The 15995-nt window shown below is 62.2% G+C and carries 18 protein-coding genes and 2 tRNA genes; 4 read left to right on the top strand and 16 right to left on the bottom strand.

Annotated elements, in window-relative coordinates; genetic code table 11:
* The 11 genes from FHT75_RS12610 to FHT75_RS12660 form a co-directional block, all read right to left on the bottom strand.
* On the bottom strand, positions 1 to 455 hold a 455-nt coding region (locus FHT75_RS12610), incomplete at its 3' end, for a substrate-binding domain-containing protein (RefSeq protein WP_183844916.1).
* Positions 456 to 1214: 759 nt separating this feature from the next.
* Positions 1215 to 1290, bottom strand: a tRNA-Phe gene (locus FHT75_RS12615).
* A 281-nt stretch (positions 1291 to 1571) separates the two neighbouring features.
* Positions 1572 to 1784, bottom strand: coding sequence for a DNA gyrase inhibitor YacG (yacG, locus tag FHT75_RS12620; RefSeq protein WP_028757470.1), 213 nt, complete (start codon positions 1782 to 1784; stop codon positions 1572 to 1574).
* Between the two features lie 32 nt (positions 1785 to 1816).
* Entirely contained in the window at positions 1817 to 2437 is a 621-nt protein-coding gene (locus FHT75_RS12625) for a Maf-like protein (RefSeq protein WP_028757471.1), read from the bottom strand.
* Positions 2438 to 2492: 55 nt separating this feature from the next.
* Positions 2493 to 2711 carry a translation initiation factor IF-1 gene (gene infA, locus FHT75_RS12630; RefSeq protein ID WP_003545338.1) on the bottom strand — a complete coding sequence of 73 codons (219 nt, stop codon included), beginning with the start codon at positions 2709 to 2711 and terminating at the stop codon, positions 2493 to 2495.
* A gap of 123 nt (positions 2712 to 2834) precedes the next feature.
* Entirely contained in the window at positions 2835 to 3320 is a 486-nt protein-coding gene (locus FHT75_RS12635) for a low molecular weight phosphatase family protein (RefSeq protein WP_028757472.1), read from the bottom strand.
* The gene (locus tag FHT75_RS12640; protein WP_028757473.1) at positions 3317 to 3790 is read right to left on the bottom strand and encodes a UPF0262 family protein; all 474 of its coding nucleotides are present in this window, start codon (positions 3788 to 3790) and stop codon (positions 3317 to 3319) included. Before FHT75_RS12640 ends, FHT75_RS12635 begins: the two co-directional genes overlap by 4 nt.
* Before the next feature lie 4 nt (positions 3791 to 3794).
* On the bottom strand, positions 3795 to 5093 hold the full coding sequence (hisD, locus tag FHT75_RS12645) for a histidinol dehydrogenase (RefSeq protein WP_028757474.1): 1299 nt from the start codon (positions 5091 to 5093) through the stop codon (positions 3795 to 3797).
* A gap of 118 nt (positions 5094 to 5211) precedes the next feature.
* Complete coding sequence (locus FHT75_RS12650; RefSeq protein WP_028757475.1) at positions 5212 to 5643, bottom strand: DUF2948 family protein; 432 nt, start codon at positions 5641 to 5643, stop codon at positions 5212 to 5214.
* 95 nt (positions 5644 to 5738) lie between these two features.
* Positions 5739 to 7031, bottom strand: coding sequence for a UDP-N-acetylglucosamine 1-carboxyvinyltransferase (gene murA, locus FHT75_RS12655; RefSeq protein ID WP_028757476.1), 1293 nt, complete (start codon positions 7029 to 7031; stop codon positions 5739 to 5741).
* Positions 7032 to 7138: 107 nt separating this feature from the next.
* Positions 7139 to 7333, bottom strand: coding sequence for a hypothetical protein (locus tag FHT75_RS12660; protein WP_028757477.1), 195 nt, complete (start codon positions 7331 to 7333; stop codon positions 7139 to 7141).
* A 156-nt stretch (positions 7334 to 7489) separates the two neighbouring features.
* Between FHT75_RS12660 and FHT75_RS12665 the strand changes: the two genes are divergently transcribed.
* Positions 7490 to 7564: transfer RNA gene (locus FHT75_RS12665), tRNA-Thr, on the top strand.
* A gap of 314 nt (positions 7565 to 7878) precedes the next feature.
* On the top strand, positions 7879 to 8121 hold the full coding sequence (locus FHT75_RS12670; RefSeq protein WP_011650393.1) for a DUF982 domain-containing protein: 243 nt from the start codon (positions 7879 to 7881) through the stop codon (positions 8119 to 8121).
* A 293-nt stretch (positions 8122 to 8414) separates the two neighbouring features.
* On the opposite strand, the gene FHT75_RS12675 is transcribed toward FHT75_RS12670, so the two are convergent.
* Complete coding sequence (locus tag FHT75_RS12675) at positions 8415 to 8675, bottom strand: hypothetical protein (RefSeq protein ID WP_028756825.1); 261 nt, start codon at positions 8673 to 8675, stop codon at positions 8415 to 8417.
* A gap of 93 nt (positions 8676 to 8768) precedes the next feature.
* On the bottom strand, positions 8769 to 9029 hold the full coding sequence (locus tag FHT75_RS12680) for a BON domain-containing protein (protein ID WP_028756824.1): 261 nt from the start codon (positions 9027 to 9029) through the stop codon (positions 8769 to 8771).
* 135 nt (positions 9030 to 9164) lie between these two features.
* Between FHT75_RS12680 and FHT75_RS12685 the strand changes: the two genes are divergently transcribed.
* Both FHT75_RS12685 and FHT75_RS12690 read left to right on the top strand, forming a co-directional pair.
* Positions 9165 to 9431 (top strand): hypothetical protein, encoded by a 267-nt coding sequence (locus FHT75_RS12685; RefSeq protein ID WP_028756823.1) that lies wholly within the window; start codon positions 9165 to 9167, stop codon positions 9429 to 9431.
* Between the two features lie 105 nt (positions 9432 to 9536).
* A complete protein-coding gene (locus tag FHT75_RS12690; RefSeq protein ID WP_028756822.1) occupies positions 9537 to 11597 on the top strand; it encodes an ATP-dependent helicase in 2061 nt (686 codons plus the stop codon).
* Positions 11598 to 11609: 12 nt separating this feature from the next.
* Here FHT75_RS12690 and FHT75_RS12695 read toward each other — a convergent pair whose 3' ends face one another.
* From FHT75_RS12695 to galE, 3 genes are all read right to left on the bottom strand, one after another.
* The gene (locus tag FHT75_RS12695; RefSeq protein ID WP_028756821.1) at positions 11610 to 12662 is read right to left on the bottom strand and encodes an enoyl-CoA hydratase/isomerase family protein; all 1053 of its coding nucleotides are present in this window, start codon (positions 12660 to 12662) and stop codon (positions 11610 to 11612) included.
* An 85-nt stretch (positions 12663 to 12747) separates the two neighbouring features.
* Positions 12748 to 14709, bottom strand: a complete 1962-nt coding sequence (locus tag FHT75_RS12700) for a putative bifunctional diguanylate cyclase/phosphodiesterase (RefSeq protein WP_028756820.1) — start codon at positions 14707 to 14709, stop codon at positions 12748 to 12750.
* Positions 14710 to 14915: 206 nt separating this feature from the next.
* Complete coding sequence (gene galE, locus FHT75_RS12705) at positions 14916 to 15950, bottom strand: UDP-glucose 4-epimerase GalE (protein ID WP_028756819.1); 1035 nt, start codon at positions 15948 to 15950, stop codon at positions 14916 to 14918.
* Between the last annotated feature and the right edge of the window lie 45 nt (positions 15951 to 15995).

Below are 15995 nucleotides of genomic sequence, written 5' to 3' on the forward strand. Positions count from 1 at the left end.
ACCACGGCCTTGCCCTTGCCGCCGAGAATGCGGCAGATTTCCTTGGTTTCCAGCGTGCCGGATTCCTGCTCGTTGGAGGCGACGAAGGCCTGCTTTTCCGGCAGCGTGTCGACATTGACCGGCTGACGGTTGACGTAAACCAGCGGAATGCCGGCATCGGCCGCAAGCTTCGACATTGCCGTCGTCGCATCGGTATCGACAGGGTTGACGATGATCGCATCGACCTTGGAGGCGATGAAATTCTGGATCTGGCTCTGCTGCTTGGACACGTCGTTCTGTGCGTCTTCGACCTGCAGCGTCACACCGCTGAGTGTCTTTGCATAATCGGTCATGCCGTTGCGCAGAACGGTCAGGAAATTATCGTCGAACTTCGCCATCGAGACGCCGACGGTTTCTGCGTGAGCCGCCGTCGACATGACGAGCGCCATCGCAGTGCCCAGGATAAACTTTTTCATTTCACTTCCTCCACAAAGCGGTGCCCGGCTGCACCCTCCTCACGCCGGAGCTCCAGCGCCCTGGCCAAAAAGAGGCGTCAGGGTGCCAGCAAAAAAGGTCGAAAATCATCGTAAAGCTGTCGCGGCGATCTCGACGCTGGCAATTTGCCTGTCGTTCCCCGCTGCACTGCCTCGCACGAAATGCATGCTTTTTCAGTGCCTTATTTGATGACTTAAGTCCGCGAACTTCATAGACGGCGTCAATGCCGAGCGACTTTCACCTGATCTCCTCCCAGTTTTCGCGCGATCACGAGGCGACGTCACGAAGTTCGGCAAGCTTCTATTGATTTCGTTTTGCGGTCCATTCATCGTTGCTTGCAAACCCTCTCATTCCTGAAAGAATCGCCGCGGCGATGAGAGAACTCCATCACCGGCGCAACAGCGGACGCGCTACGTTGCGAAATCGGGTGGCGCCGGTGGCGTTCAACCGCGCCGTGCTGGCTGATCGAGGAGGGCATCACGGCAGACGCCCTTTTGCGCTCTCCGCAGGTGCAGCAGAGTCGATCGAGACAGGCGAACCTGTCTCAAGAAAGCGCAAGTCAACTGATGCGAGCTATTGGCTACTGGCGACAGCCACCTGAGACGGGCCGGCAAAAGGTGGAGAATGACATGCAGAAGGCTGAGAAAGGTGGAAAAGACGGACGCACATATGGGCTAAGCCATTAAAATCTTGCCGCTATTCCGAGACCAAACATATGAGACTGGCTTTAAGAGACTGAATGGTGCCCAGGACCGGAATCGAACCAGTGACACGCGGATTTTCAATCCGCTGCTCTACCAACTGAGCTACCTGGGCTAACCTGCTTCCGATGGCCCCTTTCAGGAAAAGAACCGCGGGGCCTTGGTTCGCCCCGGAAGCGAGCGGGGTTATAGCATCTTGTTCGGCCATGGCAAGCGTCAAATGACTCTTTTTTGACGGTCTTGCCGGCTTTGCGGATTCATGAGGAAATATAAGAGCTTCGCGGGTGCAGTTCTCTAAAGCGCGTCGCAATCCTTCAGACTGCTCCTCGCGCTTTGACCTTTATTTCTATGCATGTCGTTCTCCCAAAACCGCTGCGCACTTTTGGGCGACATGCATTAGTTTTCCTCATCGGGATAATCGGCCTTGGCCTCATCGTCGGCAACCGGGATGGCATAGGCGCCGGTCAGCCAGCGGGAGAGATCGGCCTCGCGGCAGCGGTTGGAGCAGAAGGGGTAGTGTTCGCGGTGGGAAGGTTTGCCGCATTCGGGGCAAGGGCGCGCTTTGCGCAGCGGTTCGACCTTGGCGGCCGCTTTCTTGTCTTCAGGCATATCGGTCTGTCCTATAGGATCGGCCGTCGGGCTCAGCCCTCGGGCCACCGGCTATGCACATCGAAGCCTTCGCCGGTCAAAAGCAGAATGGTTTCATAAAGCGGCAGGCCGACGACATTGGTGTAGGAGCCCACCATCTTCTGTACGAAGGTGCCGGCGAGGCCCTGAATGCCGTAGGCGCCTGCCTTGCCGCGCCACTGGCCGGAGGCCAGATAGTTCTCGATCTCGAAGCCGGAGAGCCGCTTGAAGCGGACCTTGGTCTCGACGATCTTCTGGCGGATCTTGCGATCCGGGGTCACCAGGCAAACGCCGGTGTAGACCATATGGTTGCGCCCCGACAGCAGATGCAGCGAGCTCAACGCCTCGTCGGCGAACTCGGCCTTGCCGAGAATGCGCCGGCCGACGGCGACCACCGTATCGGCAGACAGGATATAGCTGCCCTTCCAGGTGATATCGCCCTTGATGGCGGCAAGGGCGGCTTCGGCTTTCTCAGCCGAAAGCCGTCGGGCCAGCGAACGCGGATGCTCCGACTTCTTCGGCGCCTCGTCGATATCCATCGGCATCAGGCGCGAAGGCTCAATGCCGGCCTGGTTGAGCAGGTCAACGCGACGGGGCGAACCCGAGGCCAGAATGAGCTTGTATTTCAGCGTCATGGAACCTCGACCATCGGCAGACGGGAGAAAAAGCCTTGCAGGGCCTTGGGCAAGCTTACTTGAAACGGTAGGTGATGCGGCCCTTGGTAAGATCGTAGGGCGTCATTTCCACCAGCACCTTGTCGCCGGCGAGAACGCGGATGCGGTTCTTGCGCATGCGCCCTGCGGTATGGGCGATGATCTCGTGTTCGTTTTCGAGCTTCACGCGGAACGTCGCATTCGGCAGAAGTTCGGTGACGATTCCCGGGAATTCGAGGACTTCTTCTTTAGGCATATAAGTGTTTTCTTCCTGTGGGTTGAATAGGCAGCGCAGGGCGCGCCTTGAAAATTTGGGCGGAAACTACACAATCAACGATGGTTTGTGAACCTTGTTGATCAGGCTTTCCTTTATTTGTTTTCATGCCGATTGCGCGGCGATGCCATTTCGCTTGAGTAGCCGGCTTTCTATGAGGCCGGCCAGGTGATCGCGAACCTCGCGGTAGCTTGTCAGAATCTGCTCGCGCGTTCCGCTTGCAACCGTGGGATCCATCGTCGGCCAGTAGACGACATCGATCGCATTCGACCGGGTCAACTCGAGCGCCGCGTGATGGGCCTGCGGCGACAGGGTGATGATCAGATCGAAATAATCGTCCTCGAGCTCTTCCAGCGTCTGCGGCTGGCGGCGGCCGAGGGAAAGCCCGATCTCCTCCAGCACCGCATCCACGAAGGGATCGCGCTCGCCGGCGCGAACGCCGGCCGATCGTATATAGGTATTGGCCGGCAGAATGCTACGGGCGATCGCTTCGGCCATCGGCGAGCGGATGGCATTCATCCCGCACATGAAGAGGATGGCGCCCGGCCGCTTTCCCTCGTCGATGTCGGCGGCGCGATCCATTGCCGTCATCCGCGCCAGTAGAGCACGCAGACCAGCGTGAAAAGGCGCCGGGCGGTGTCGAAATCGATCTCTATCTTGCCGGCCAGCCTGTCCTTCAGCGTCTGCGAACCTTCATTGTGGATGCCGCGCCGGCCCATGTCGATCGCCTCGATGCGGCTCGGCGTCGCCGAACGGATCGCTTCGTAATAGCTCTCGCAGATCATGAAGTAATCCTTGACGATCCGCCGGAAAGGGGTGAGCGACAGGATATGGGTGGCGACGCCGCCGCCCTCGTCGGTGGTGATGGCGAAGACCAGCTTCGAATCGACCAGCGAGATGTTCAGCCGGTATGGCCCACCGGCATGGCCGAGCGGCTCGAAGCTGTTTTCCTCGATCAGGTCGAAGATGGCGACAGCGCGTTCATGCTCGACATCGGGCGTCGAACGGCCGATCGTATCGTCAAGGACGACGTCGCAAAGCCGGAATTCGCCCTTCGCCATGCCCTCACCTTTCGAGGTTGAGGCGGATCGCGACCGACCGCGCATGGGCATCGAGGCCTTCGGAAACCGCAAGCGCAATCGCCGCCGGGCCGAGGCTGCGCAGCTGCTGCGGGCCAAGGCGCAGGATCGAGGTGCGCTTGACGAAATCGAGCACCGAAAGACCGGAAGAGAAGCGCGCCGAACGCGCCGTCGGCAGCACGTGGTTCGAACCGCCGACATAATCGCCGATCACCTCGGGCGTATGAGCGCCGATGAAGATCGCGCCGGCATTGCGGATGCCGTCGAGCAGCCGGTCCGGATCGGCGACGGCGAGCTCCAGATGCTCGGCGGCGATGCGGTTGGCCAAGGGAATGGCCTGTTTCAGATCGGCAACCAGGATAACCGCCCCGAAATCGCGCCAGCTCGCCGCCGCCGTCTCGGCGCGGTTCAGCGTCTTCAGCTGGCGTTCGACCGCCTGCTCCACCGCCTTGCCGAACGCGGCATCGTCGGTGATCAGGATCGCCTGGGCGCTGACGTCGTGTTCGGCCTGCGCCAGGAGGTCGGCGGCAATCCAATCCGGATTGTTGTCCTTATCGGCAATGACCAGCACCTCGGAGGGGCCGGCGATCATATCGATGCCGACGGTGCCGAAGACATGGCGCTTGGCGGCAGCGACATAGGCATTGCCGGGGCCGGTGATCTTGGCGACCGGGGCGATCGTCTCGGTGCCATAGGCAAGAGCCGCGATCGCCTGGGCGCCGCCGACACGATAAATCTCGGTGACGCCGACGAGCTTGGCGGCGGCAAGCACCGCCGGATTGACGGCGCCGCCCGTGGCGGGAACGGCGATGACGATGCGATCGACGCCGGCGACCTTGGCCGGCACGGCGTTCATCAGCACCGAGCTCGGATAACTCGCCGTGCCGCCCGGAACATAGAGCCCGACCGCTTCGATCGCCGTCCAGCGCGAGCCGAGACCGACGCCCATGTCGTCCTCGTAGATATCGTCCTTCGGCAGCTGCCGGCGATGATGGGATTCGATGCGCAGTGCCGCAAGCTTCAGCGCGCCCAGCACTTCCGAAGGCACCGCCTCGACGGCGGCGTCGATCTCCTCTGGTGTGACGCGCATCGGCACGGTGGCGAAATCGATGCCGTCGAATTTCAGCGAATATTCGGCGAGCGCCACGTCGCCGCGGGCCCTGACATCATCGATGATGGCGCGAACGACGGTGTTCACATCCTCGGAGATTTCACGCTTGGTCGTCAGAAAGGCGGCAAAATGCTGCTCGAAACCTTCCGATGCCTGATCCAGCCAGATTGCCAAGGCCGATATTCCCTCTCAACTCGAAACTGCGATATTCAAACTTCAGGCGTCAAGCACTGAAGCTCTTTTTATGCATGCCGTTATCCCGGAACCGCTGCACACTTCCGGGCGACATGCACTAGCGGTGACGCGGCTTGGAAGAGGCCTCCCAGGCGCCGCCGATATCGGCCATCTGGACCTCGATGCATTCGACATCGAGCGCGATCGAGGCCGTGCCGGACAGCGACAGCTCGACCGTACCATCCGGCCCCTCGCCCTTCGGCTCGAAGCGCAGCGCCAGCAGTGACAGCACCTCGTCGCGTTTGCCACGATCGATGCCGAGCGACCGGACGGCCAGCACACGCTTGAAGACCAGGGCGGCACGGCGGCGCTCGAAACCGCGGCGCTTGCGCTCGGCACCTTCCCAGACGAAACGATTGACGGCAAGCGCGAACTGCGCGTCGCGCGGCGACCAGTCGATGTCTCCGACCTTGAAGACACTGTCCTGCATATGCGCGGAAACGACAGCAAGGTCCTCGTCATCGAGCGCAATAAGCTTCAGGTCGGTCATTCAGCCTCATCCCCCGCGGGCACCGCCGGAATGGCGATGCGTCAGAAGGGAAATAAGATGCCGCAGCGGATTACGCAACCGGGATAAGGGCGCGTTTACTCGCTGATGCGCTCGACGATGGCGCCGCAGCGGGTCAGCTTCTCCTCGAGCCGCTCGAAACCGCGGTCGAGGTGGTAGACGCGCGACACCGTGGTTTCGCCCTCGGCGGCAAGGCCGGCGATGACGAGCGAAACCGAGGCACGCAGGTCGGTCGCCATGACGGGCGCGCCGCGCAGGCGCTGGACACCTTCGATCTTCGCCGTCTGGCCGGAGAGCGAAATCCTGGCGCCGAGGCGGGCAAGCTCCTGCACATGCATGAAGCGGTTTTCGAAGATGGTCTCGGTGACATGCGAGACGCCGGAAGAACGCGTCATCAGCGCCATGAACTGCGCCTGCAGATCGGTGGGGAAGCCGGGGAAGGGATCGGTGACGATATCGACCGGCTTGATGCCGGCGCCGTTGCGCTTGATGCGCATGCCGTTGTTGGTCGACGAGATCTCCGCGCCGGCCCGGCGCAGCGTTTCCACCGCGGTCTCGAGCAGCGCCACATCGGTATTTTCGAGCACGACGTCGCCGCCGGTCATGGCGACGGCCATGGCATAGGTGCCGGTCTCGATGCGGTCCGGCAGGACGCGGTGACGGGCGCCGGAGAGCGAGGTGACGCCTTCGATGGTGATCGTCGCAGTCCCCGCGCCCGTGATCTTGGCGCCCATGGCGTTCAGGCAGTTGGCGAGATCGGCCACTTCGGGCTCGCGGGCGGCATTGCCGATAACCGTCGTGCCGCGGGCAAGCGTTGCCGCCATCATCATCACATGGGTGGCGCCGACGGAGACCTTCGGGAAGGTGTAGCGCGCGCCGATCAGGCCGCCGGCCGGTGCCTTGGCGTTGATATAACCGGCATCGATGTCCATCGTCGCGCCGAGCGCCGTCAGGCCTTCGATGAAGAGATCGACGGGGCGGGTGCCGATGGCGCAGCCGCCCGGCAGCGAGACGCGGCAATGGCCTTCGCGCGCGAGCAGCGGGCCGATGACCCAGAAGGAGGCGCGCATCTTCGAGACCAGCTCATAAGAGGCTGTCGTATCGACGATGGTGCGGCAGGTGAAATGGATCGTGCGGGCGTAGGAATCTTCCTGGCGCTCGCGGCGGCCGTTGACGGCGACATCGACGCCATGATTGCCGAGGATGCGCATCAAGAGTTCGACATCGGCCAGATGCGGCACGTTTTCGAGCGTCAGCGTATCGCTGGTCAGAAGCGAGGCGATCATCAGCGGCAGTGCGGCATTCTTGGCGCCGGAAATCGGAATGATGCCATTCAGCTCATTACCGCCGACGATTCTGATACGATCCATGTGCGCTTACGGGCCGCGCCCGCCTTTCCTGAAAGTTCTGCCTTGGAATAAGGAGTGGAGTGTTTAGGGGATTTCTGACGACGCTTCAATTCGTCCGGGACGGAACATTACGATTCGTCCATTTTTGCGGCGGGCAGTCCATTTGTTTCGTCGGCCTGGCCCGAACGGCGGGCGCGCACCTGCTGTTTGCGTCGCCCCAGATTTTCCCTGAGCTTTTCAGCGGCGCGCTCGCGACGCAGTTTCGCCTGTGCCTCGATTGCCTTTTTGCGGCTCTGCTGGCCGGTTTCGGTCTTGTCGTTCATGCCAAAAGAATTAGCCGAATTCGCGCTGATCCAAAAGGCCCTTGCATGGCAATCCACGCGAAGTTGGAATTTGCTGCTTGCGCTTGCCGTCAAGCTGTGGCAATAGCCGCCCCGTTCCCGCGATTGAGCCACCCGGCTCGCACGGGTACTGGTCCTGCTGCCGTAGCTCAGTGGTAGAGCACACCCTTGGTAAGGGTGAGGTCGGTGGTTCAATCCCACTCGGCAGCACCAGTTTTCTTTCAGTATTAGGAATCATTTTGCTCACTCGGTGAGGCCAGCCCCTCATCCGGCTGCCGCCACCTTCTCCCGTAAACGGGGCGAAGGGACCCGGCCGCACGCTCTCCGTTTCACCAACCTCTCGCAGGGCAGCCATCTGACGAGAGCCGGGAAGGCCATGCAGGCTGACATTTCGTCTCATCAGCAATAATCGATTCACCATTGTTGACCGCAAAAATCGCGCTAGAATGCCTATCATGGCGGAGTTTCCCCGGAGGAACTGGGAGATGCTGCACGTCGTTTCTGTCGACAATCGTGGAGGAGTATCGATGGCAACTGAAAGATGGAACAGCCCGGTCAAGGTCGGTTTCGAAGGTGCCGATGCGCGAACGGTCAATGGTCCGTTCGATGCGCTGAAGTGCCTGGCGGATCTCTGGCCGAGTATGCGCGGGCTTCGTTACATCAAGGCCCGCAGCGCCTGCCGGGCAGCGCTCGACGGGCGCAAGAGCGTGGAAGAAGCAAGAGCCGAGTTCCTGGCGGCGGCCGAAGAGGCGAAGCTGAAGCTGCATTGAACTGGCGCATAATCCTTTCCGAAAATCGATTCCGATTTTCGGGGTTATGCGCTGCACTTCGGTCGGGATTTCCAGGTCACTTCAGGTCGTTCGTAAACGGAACGTGCCGGAACGGAACAATGTTTTAATTTTGCTTAACCCTGCATCGAACTCGCGCCGGGTTTTTGTGCAACAGGTGTTGCGCCTGGTACAGGTGTCTTCATAGAAGATGCCCAGCCATCATGATGATGGTTAGAGGCTCGTACCCTTAGCGGAGACGCAGGCGAGCCTCGTCCGAGCAAGTCCTCATGTTTTCAGCAGTCCGCGCCGCCCTCGTCCTCGACCTCGACATAACCGACGCCGATGATCGTACCGTCCGCCGCGCGGATGAAGGAGGGGAGATAGTGGGGCTCTACCGGCTGGCAGGCGACGGCCCCGGTATATTCGTTGAGGGCGATCTGGTCCTTCGGCAGAGCGGAATAATTCGTGCCGGTTTCCAGCGAGGCATGGGCGGAGCCGGCAAGGACACCGCCTGTAATCAAGGTCATTGCAGAGATGCGAAGAAGCGACTGCATGAGGGTCTCCAGCGTTTGGGTCCGGCCTTTCAACCCGCGGAGGGCATTTTGGTTCCCTTCATGCGTCGCAAGACATGACGGCGCGCGGGCCGGCTAGCGTCGCAGCAGGCGACCGCGCACATGGCCTCGGCCGACGATGCTCTCGGCGATCTCGACGGCCCGCTCGACATCACCGCGCCGGCGCACGAAACCTTCCAGGACGACATAGGCGCCCGATATGCTGACGATGATGTCCGCCGCTTCGATATCGCCGGCCGCATGAAGGGCGCTTTCCACCGAAGCGCGCGTCGCCGCATCGCTGTGGCCCTGCCGGCCGGACTCCTCATGGTCGGTGAATGCTGGAAATCCGAGCACCGTGGCCGTCTCCTGATGTTGGTAGATATCGGTTAACGCCGCGGCGAGGCATTTCGTTGCGGCCGGGTGGACAGCCCTTGGCGAAAGACGCGGCGATTTCCATATCTGGCTGCAGTCGAAAGAGGGATGAAGACGATGAAAGCGCTTCTATCAGCCTTGTTAACCGCGGCCTTGCTTGCCGGCTGCTCCTCGGCCGATAGCCCGGCGCTGGAGCCCATTCCGGGCAGCATTACCTATGGCGGCCAGCCGCGAACGAAGCTCACCAAGTCGCCGGTCGGCAGCGCCGTCTACAACCAGTTCTACAACGAGACGGGCCAGCGCGTGGAGGAAACCTATATTCTTCAGCCGGACCGCAGCCTGAAACTGGTGCGGCGTGTCGTCGGCCCGGATTTCCCCGACTGAGGCTGCCGTCACGCCACAACGCTTGACAGCGAGGGCAATCGCGAACATTCAAGGAACATCTAATCTTTCCCCAGTGATTCTGCGGGAGCCCGACCGGACGGCTGGATGTACCTCGAAAAGCTCAATCCGCAGCAGCGCATGGCCGTCGAGCACGGCACGCTCACCGACGGCAGCCATATTGCCGGGCCGCTGCTGGTCATTGCCGGCGCCGGCTCCGGCAAGACGAATACGCTGGCGCATCGGGTCGCCCATCTGATCGTCAAGGGCGCCGATCCCCGCCGCATCCTGCTGATGACCTTCTCGCGCCGGGCAGCCGCCGAGATGGCGCGGCGCGTCGAGCGCATCTGCCGCGATGTGCTTGGTGCCAATGCCGGCGTCATGGCCGACGCGCTTTCCTGGTCGGGCACCTTCCACGGCATCGGCGCGCGGCTGTTGCGCGATTACGCCCAGCAGATCGGCCTCGATCCGGATTTCACCATCCACGACCGCGAAGATAGTGCCGACCTGATGAACCTCATCCGGCACGACCTCGGCTTCTCCAAGACGGAAAGCCGCTTTCCCACGAAGGGCACCTGTCTTGCCATCTATTCCCGAGCGGTGAATTCGGAAACCGCGCTCGATCTCGTGCTGCGCGACGCCTTTCCCTGGTGCGCGGCGTGGGACAAACAGCTGCGCGAACTTTTCGCCTGTTACGTCGAGTCCAAGCAGAGCCAGAACGTGCTCGACTACGACGACCTGCTGCTTTACTGGGCGCAGATGGTCGGCGAGACTGTCATTGCCGAGGATATCGGCGATCGTTTCGACCATGTGCTCGTCGACGAATATCAGGACACCAACCGGCTGCAGGCCTCGATCCTCATGGCGCTGAAGCCCGGCGGCCAGGGGTTGACCGTCGTCGGCGACGATGCGCAGTCGATCTATTCCTTCCGTGCCGCGACGGTGCGCAATATCCTCGATTTTCCCGCCGCCTTCAGCCCGGCCGCCGATATCGTCACGCTCGACCGCAACTACCGCTCGACGCAGCCGATCCTTGCGGCTGCCAACGCCGTCATCGATCTCGCCTCGGAGCGCTTCACCAAGAATCTCTGGACCGAGCGGCAATCGTCCGAGCGGCCGCGCCTGGTGACGGTGCGCGACGAGGCCGAGCAGGCGCGCTACGTTGCCGACATGGTGCTCGACAACCGCGAAGAAGGTCTCAAGCTCAAGCAGCAGGCCGTGCTGTTCCGCGCCTCGCATCACAGCGGGCCGCTTGAGGTCGAGTTGACCCGGCGCAACATTCCCTTCGTCAAGTTCGGAGGGCTGAAGTTTCTCGACAGCGCGCATGTCAAGGACATGCTGGCTGCGCTGCGCTTCGCGCAGAACCCGCGCGACCGGGTGGCGGGCTTCCGTCTGATGCAAATCCTGCCGGGCGTCGGGCCATCGACGGCGCAGAAGGCGCTCGACCTGATGGCCGAGGATGCCAGCCCGTTATCCGCGCTTGCCGCCATGCCGGCGCCGCCGCGCTCCGGCGAGGACTGGACTGATTTCGTTTCGATGCTGCAGGAGCTGAAGACCGGCAAGGCCGGCTGGCCGGCGGAAATCGGTCTGGCGCGGCAATGGTACGTGCCGCATCTGGAACGGCTGCATGAGGACGCCGCGACGCGGCAGGCCGATCTGCTGCAGCTCGAGCAGATCGCCAGCGGTTATGCCTCACGCGAGCGTTTCCTCACCGAGCTCACCCTCGACCCGCCGGATGCGACCAGCGACCAGGCGGGCGTGCCGCTCCTCGACGACGATTATCTCATCCTGTCGACCATCCACTCCGCCAAGGGCCAGGAATGGACGCGGGTCTTCATGCTGAACGTCGTCGACGGCTGCATTCCGAGCGATCTCGCCGTCGGCGCCAGCGCCGAAATCGAGGAGGAACGCCGGCTGCTCTATGTCGCGATGACGCGGGCGAGAGACGGCCTCGATCTGGTCGTGCCGCAACGCTTCTTCACCTATGGGCAGAATTCGCAGGGCGACCGGCATGTCTATGCCTCACGCAGCCGCTTCATTCCCGCGACACTGCTGCAGTTCTTCGAGGCCTGCAGCTGGCCGCAGGTGAAATCGCAGACCGCCGCTCAAGCGCAGGCACGGCAGGTGCGCATCGATGTCGGCGCCCGCATGCGCGGCATGTGGCGATAGGCCCAGAGCAGTTCAGAGCGAAAGCGGCGGCTCGGCCGGTTTCAGGAAATGCTCGATTGTTGCGGCCTGCACGGCCTCGACTGACGCGGGCGACCATTTCGGATTGCGGTCCTTGTCGATGACGGCGGCGCGGATGCCTTCGAAGAAGTCCGGACTATCCAGCATCTGCAGGCAGGCGCCGAGTTCGCGGCCGAGGCATTCGGCGAGCGAGGCGCTGCCACGACCGGCCCTGAGCAGCCGCAAAGCGAGCTTCAGGCTGGTCGGTGACCGCGTCAGCAGCACCCGACGCGTCTCGGCGGCGAAGTCGCCTTCCTCTCCGGCAAGTGCGGCCAGGATCTCCTCGACGCTGTTGAAACGGAAGGCGCGATCGATCGTCGCCGCGTTCTGCCTGAGCCGGCTTTCTCCCGGAGACTCGGAAAGCGCCTGCAAGACGGCATCGACATCGCCGGACGAACTGCCGCGCGGCAGGGTCGACAGAGCATCGATCACCGCGCCGAGCCGCGACGAGGCGATCTGCAGGTCGGCGAGGCGGGCATGGATGGCATCGGCGGCACCGATATCGAGGCCGGTCAGGCCGAGCCATGTTCCGGCTTCGCCGGGGCTACGCGGCAGCAGCCAGGTGGCGCCGACATCGGGGACATAGCCGATGCCGGTTTCGGGCATGGCAAGCCGCGTGCGCTCGGTAACGATGCGGTGGCGGCCGTGCGACGACAGGCCGACGCCGCCGCCCATGGTGATGCCGTCCATCAGCGCGACATAGGGTTTGGGGTAGGAGGCGATCAGATGGTTGAGGCGGAATTCCTCGCGCCAGAAGCTTGCCGCCAGGCCATCGCCGGCGCGGGCGCTCTCATGCAGGGCGCGGATATCGCCGCCGGCGCAGAAGCCGCGTTCGCCCTCGCCCATGGCCACGACGCTTGCCACCTCGGAATCTCCGGCAAAAGCCTGCAACGCCTCGGTGATCGCGCGGATCATCGGCAGCGTCAGGCTGTTCAGCGCCCGCGGCCGGTTGAGCCGGATCACGCCTGCGGTGCCCCGCCGTTCAATGATGACTTCGCCGTCCTGCATGGTTTACCTCCTCGGTTACGACCATGAATAGACGACGATCCAGCTTCGCTCCAGTCGCTTTGCGACCGGTCGCGGATTTGATTGTTCAGGCAGACAGTGAATTGCGGGCGGAGGCCGCGGCATCGCACCTTGCGGCGTAGTCGATGGCAAGTTCCAGCGGCAGCGGCCGCGAGAAATGATAGCCCTGCGCCAGGCGAACGCCCATCGCCTTCAATCCTTCGGCGATCTCTTCGCTTTCGACGCCTTCGGCGACGGAGGCAATGCCGAGGTTCTGGCAGAGATTGGCGACCGAGCGGGTGATGTTCATGCAACGAGCGTCGCGATCGAAATTCATCACGAAGGCCTTGTCGATCTTCAGCTTGTCGAAGCCGAGACGGTGGATATGGCTGAGGCTCGAATAGCCGGTGCCGAAATCGTCGAGCGCGATCGAGATGCCGGCGGCGCGCAGCATCGTGATCACCTGATCGGCGGTGTCGAAATCGGAGAGCAGTGCGGTCTCGGTGATCTCGAATTCGATGCGCTTCGGATCGATGCCGGAGCGGGTGATCATGGCAAGCAGCGCCATCGAGGTCTCGTGGTCGCAGATATCGCGCGCCGAGAGATTGAAGGACAGCCTGAGATGCCTGGGAATGATCGCCAGCGCTTCGAGCGCCTTGGCGAAGAGGATGCGGGTCATGCGGCCGATGACCGCTGTGCGCTCGGCAGCGGGAATGAAGGCTTCCGGACTGATGCGGCCGAAGCGGGCACTGTCCCAGCGGGCGAGCGCCTCGTAGCCGACGACGCGGCCGCTCCTCAATTCGACGATCGGCTGATAGTCCAGTTTCAATTCCTTGGCGAAGTCGTTCGCCTGCAGTTCGAGTTCGATCAGGTGGCGCTGCGTCAGGATCTTCTCGTGGTCGGGCGAGAAGAATTCGACGCCGCTGCTGCGCTTGCTCTTGACCTGGTAAAGAGCGAAGTCCGCTTTCTCGTAGAGATCCTCGGCCGTGTACTCGCCGATATCGGGATAGACGATGCCGCAGGAACCGAAGACGCGGACCGAGCCGTCGGGGATTTCGTAAGGTTCGCGGACGGCGGCGCAGAGCGCCTGGCCGAGATCGGCGATCGCCTGGCGCGTCATCGAACAGGGGAAGATGATGCCGAACTCATCGCCGCCGAGACGGGAGACGATGCCCTCTTCGCCGACCAGCGCGACGAAGCGGCGGGCCGTCTCCTTGAGCACGAGATCGCCCGCAGCATGGCCGAAGACGTCATTGACGGGCTTGAAGCCGTCGAGATCGAGAATGCCGAGGACGGGCGGCGCGGACGGGTCCTTCTGCAGCCGTTTCTCCAGCGAGAGAAAGAAGCTGCGGCGGTTGGCAAGGCCGGTCAGCTGGTCATGCAGCGCGTTGCGGCTGTTGACGAGGTTCAGTTCCTCGGCCTCCGCCTGCTTCTGCTTCAGCTCCTCGGTCAATTGCACGAGGCCGACGAAATTCTGGAAATAGCTGTTGATCACCCTGAGGAAGGGCAGGATCAGGAACAGGCCGCTGACGGCGGTGGCGACGAAAACGGGATTACCCGAGAACATGAAGGTCGCAATCATGGCCGAGAAGGTGATCACAGTGGTCAGTGCCGCCGCCATCGGCAGATGCATCAGGCAAAAGATGCAGGAGATGCCGGTGACGACGAGGAAATAGGCGATCTGGCCCTGCTGGGAGGCGTCGCCATATTGATAAAGCGCGATCGCCCAACCGCCAAAGGCGAAAGTCAGGACGCCGGCCCCGACCATTGTCACCTTCATCAGCTTATAGGCCCGTTCGGCGGTGACGTTTTCCTTGCCCCGGATCTCCCACCAGCAGAGACGGAAGACGCAGAGGACACTCAGGGCGACGGGAATATAGAGCGAAAGCCAGAGGGGTGCGGATTTGAGGTGGGTGATCGCCACTGCAAGGGCGTTGATGATCAGGAGGACGTAGAGAATGGGGATCTGTGACGACAGGGCCCGAAACTGCGCCGTCAGAAGCGTCGGATTGTCCTTTTGCAGCTGCAATGCGGCCAGAAATTTCTTCATCTTCTCTTTTCCGTTGGCCCGAGCCAGCCAGAGAAAGCCTGATTTTTCCTTATTCACGTAACGGCATGCGACCCCGCAGGCGGGGGATATAAACAGGCTATTGCATCACTCCTTCAATCGAGATCGATTGAAGGAGTGATGCAGCAGTTCAAAGCGCTACAGCGTCCTGCGCGTCTGAAAAGGCGCGCGGCGCTGTCATGCGCCGCTCAGAACGACGCGGCGGCGAGTGCCCGGTGGATACTCTGCAGATCGTCGACACCCTTGTTCGACAGGAACAGTTCCCAATCAAGCGAGCTCTGGACGATGGTTTCCAGCGAATCGTATCTGGGCTTCCAATCGAGCACCTGCCTTGCGAGCGACGCGTCTGCGACGACGCTGGCGGAATCGCCGGCGCGCCGCGGCGCCATGTGGATCTTGAAGGAATGGCCGTGCAGGCGGGTGACCATGTTCAGCACGTCGAGCACGGAATAGCCGCTGCCATAACCGCAATTGGCGACGAGCGAGCCCCTGTCCTTGCGCAGATGCTGCAGCGCTTTCAGATGAGCATCCGTGAGATCGCTGACATGGATGTAGTCGCGCACGCCGGTGCCGTCATGCGTGGGATAGTCGATGCCGTAGACATGGACGCTGTCGCGCTTGCCGAGCGCTGCCTCGCAGGCGACCTTGATGAGATGCGTGGCGCCTGAGGTCGACTGGCCGGCACGGTGGTGCGGATCGGCGCCGGCGACGTTGAAATAGCGAAGCGCGACATAGTTGAAATCATAGGCGGCGGCGGCATCGCGCAGCATGAATTCGGTCATCAGCTTCGACTGGCCGTAAGGATTTTCCGGATTGAGGGAGGCAGTCTCCTTCACCGGCAGGTCCGACTTTTGCTGACCGTAGACGGCCGCCGTCGAGGAGAAGACGAAATTGCGGATACCGGCCTTGACCGAAGCGCTCAGCAGCGCCCGGGTCTTGCCGGAATTGTTGTCGTAATAGGAAAGCGGATCGGCGACGGAGACCGGGACGACGGCGGAGCCGGCGAAATGGATGATCGCCTCGATGTCGTTTTCGATGAAGATCTTCTTCAATATGTCGGGATCGGCAATGTCGCCGAGATAGAAACGCGCCGCCGGCGCCACGGCCCAGCGAAAGCCCGTCGAGAGGCGGTCGAGCACGACCACATCCTCGTCCGCATCGAGCAGCGCCCAAACCATGTGACTGCCGATATATCCGGCCCCGCCCGTCACCAAAACCGCCATGTCCCGCATCCCTGCTTTCGTTTTTATAAGCAGGGGCATCAGGCG

Source organism: Rhizobium sp. BK112 (assembly GCF_014193215.1).
GTDB classification, from domain to species: Bacteria; Pseudomonadota; Alphaproteobacteria; order Rhizobiales; family Rhizobiaceae; genus Rhizobium; species Rhizobium anhuiense.

Excerpts from the sequence above, each read along its gene's own strand:
- yacG (WP_028757470.1), bottom strand. The coding sequence starts at position 1,784 with ATGCCTGAAGACAAGAAAGCGGCCGCCAAGGTCGAACCGCTGCGCAAA.
- FHT75_RS12625 (WP_028757471.1), bottom strand. The coding sequence starts at position 2,437 with ATGACGCTGAAATACAAGCTCATTCTGGCCTCGGGTTCGCCCCGTCGC.
- infA (WP_003545338.1), bottom strand. The coding sequence starts at position 2,711 with ATGCCTAAAGAAGAAGTCCTCGAATTCCCGGGAATCGTCACCGAACTT.
- FHT75_RS12635 (WP_028757472.1), bottom strand. The coding sequence starts at position 3,320 with ATGACGGCAATGGATCGCGCCGCCGACATCGACGAGGGAAAGCGGCCG.
- FHT75_RS12640 (WP_028757473.1), bottom strand. The coding sequence starts at position 3,790 with ATGGCGAAGGGCGAATTCCGGCTTTGCGACGTCGTCCTTGACGATACG.
- FHT75_RS12650 (WP_028757475.1), bottom strand. The coding sequence starts at position 5,643 with ATGACCGACCTGAAGCTTATTGCGCTCGATGACGAGGACCTTGCTGTC.
- murA (WP_028757476.1), bottom strand. The coding sequence starts at position 7,031 with ATGGATCGTATCAGAATCGTCGGCGGTAATGAGCTGAATGGCATCATT.
- FHT75_RS12660 (WP_028757477.1), bottom strand. The coding sequence starts at position 7,333 with ATGAACGACAAGACCGAAACCGGCCAGCAGAGCCGCAAAAAGGCAATC.
- FHT75_RS12670 (WP_011650393.1), top strand. The coding sequence starts at position 7,879 with ATGGCAACTGAAAGATGGAACAGCCCGGTCAAGGTCGGTTTCGAAGGT.
- FHT75_RS12675 (WP_028756825.1), bottom strand. The coding sequence starts at position 8,675 with ATGCAGTCGCTTCTTCGCATCTCTGCAATGACCTTGATTACAGGCGGT.
- FHT75_RS12685 (WP_028756823.1), top strand. The coding sequence starts at position 9,165 with ATGAAAGCGCTTCTATCAGCCTTGTTAACCGCGGCCTTGCTTGCCGGC.
- FHT75_RS12690 (WP_028756822.1), top strand. The coding sequence starts at position 9,537 with ATGTACCTCGAAAAGCTCAATCCGCAGCAGCGCATGGCCGTCGAGCAC.
- FHT75_RS12695 (WP_028756821.1), bottom strand. The coding sequence starts at position 12,662 with ATGCAGGACGGCGAAGTCATCATTGAACGGCGGGGCACCGCAGGCGTG.
- FHT75_RS12700 (WP_028756820.1), bottom strand. The coding sequence starts at position 14,709 with ATGAAGAAATTTCTGGCCGCATTGCAGCTGCAAAAGGACAATCCGACG.
- galE (WP_028756819.1), bottom strand. The coding sequence starts at position 15,950 with ATGGCGGTTTTGGTGACGGGCGGGGCCGGATATATCGGCAGTCACATG.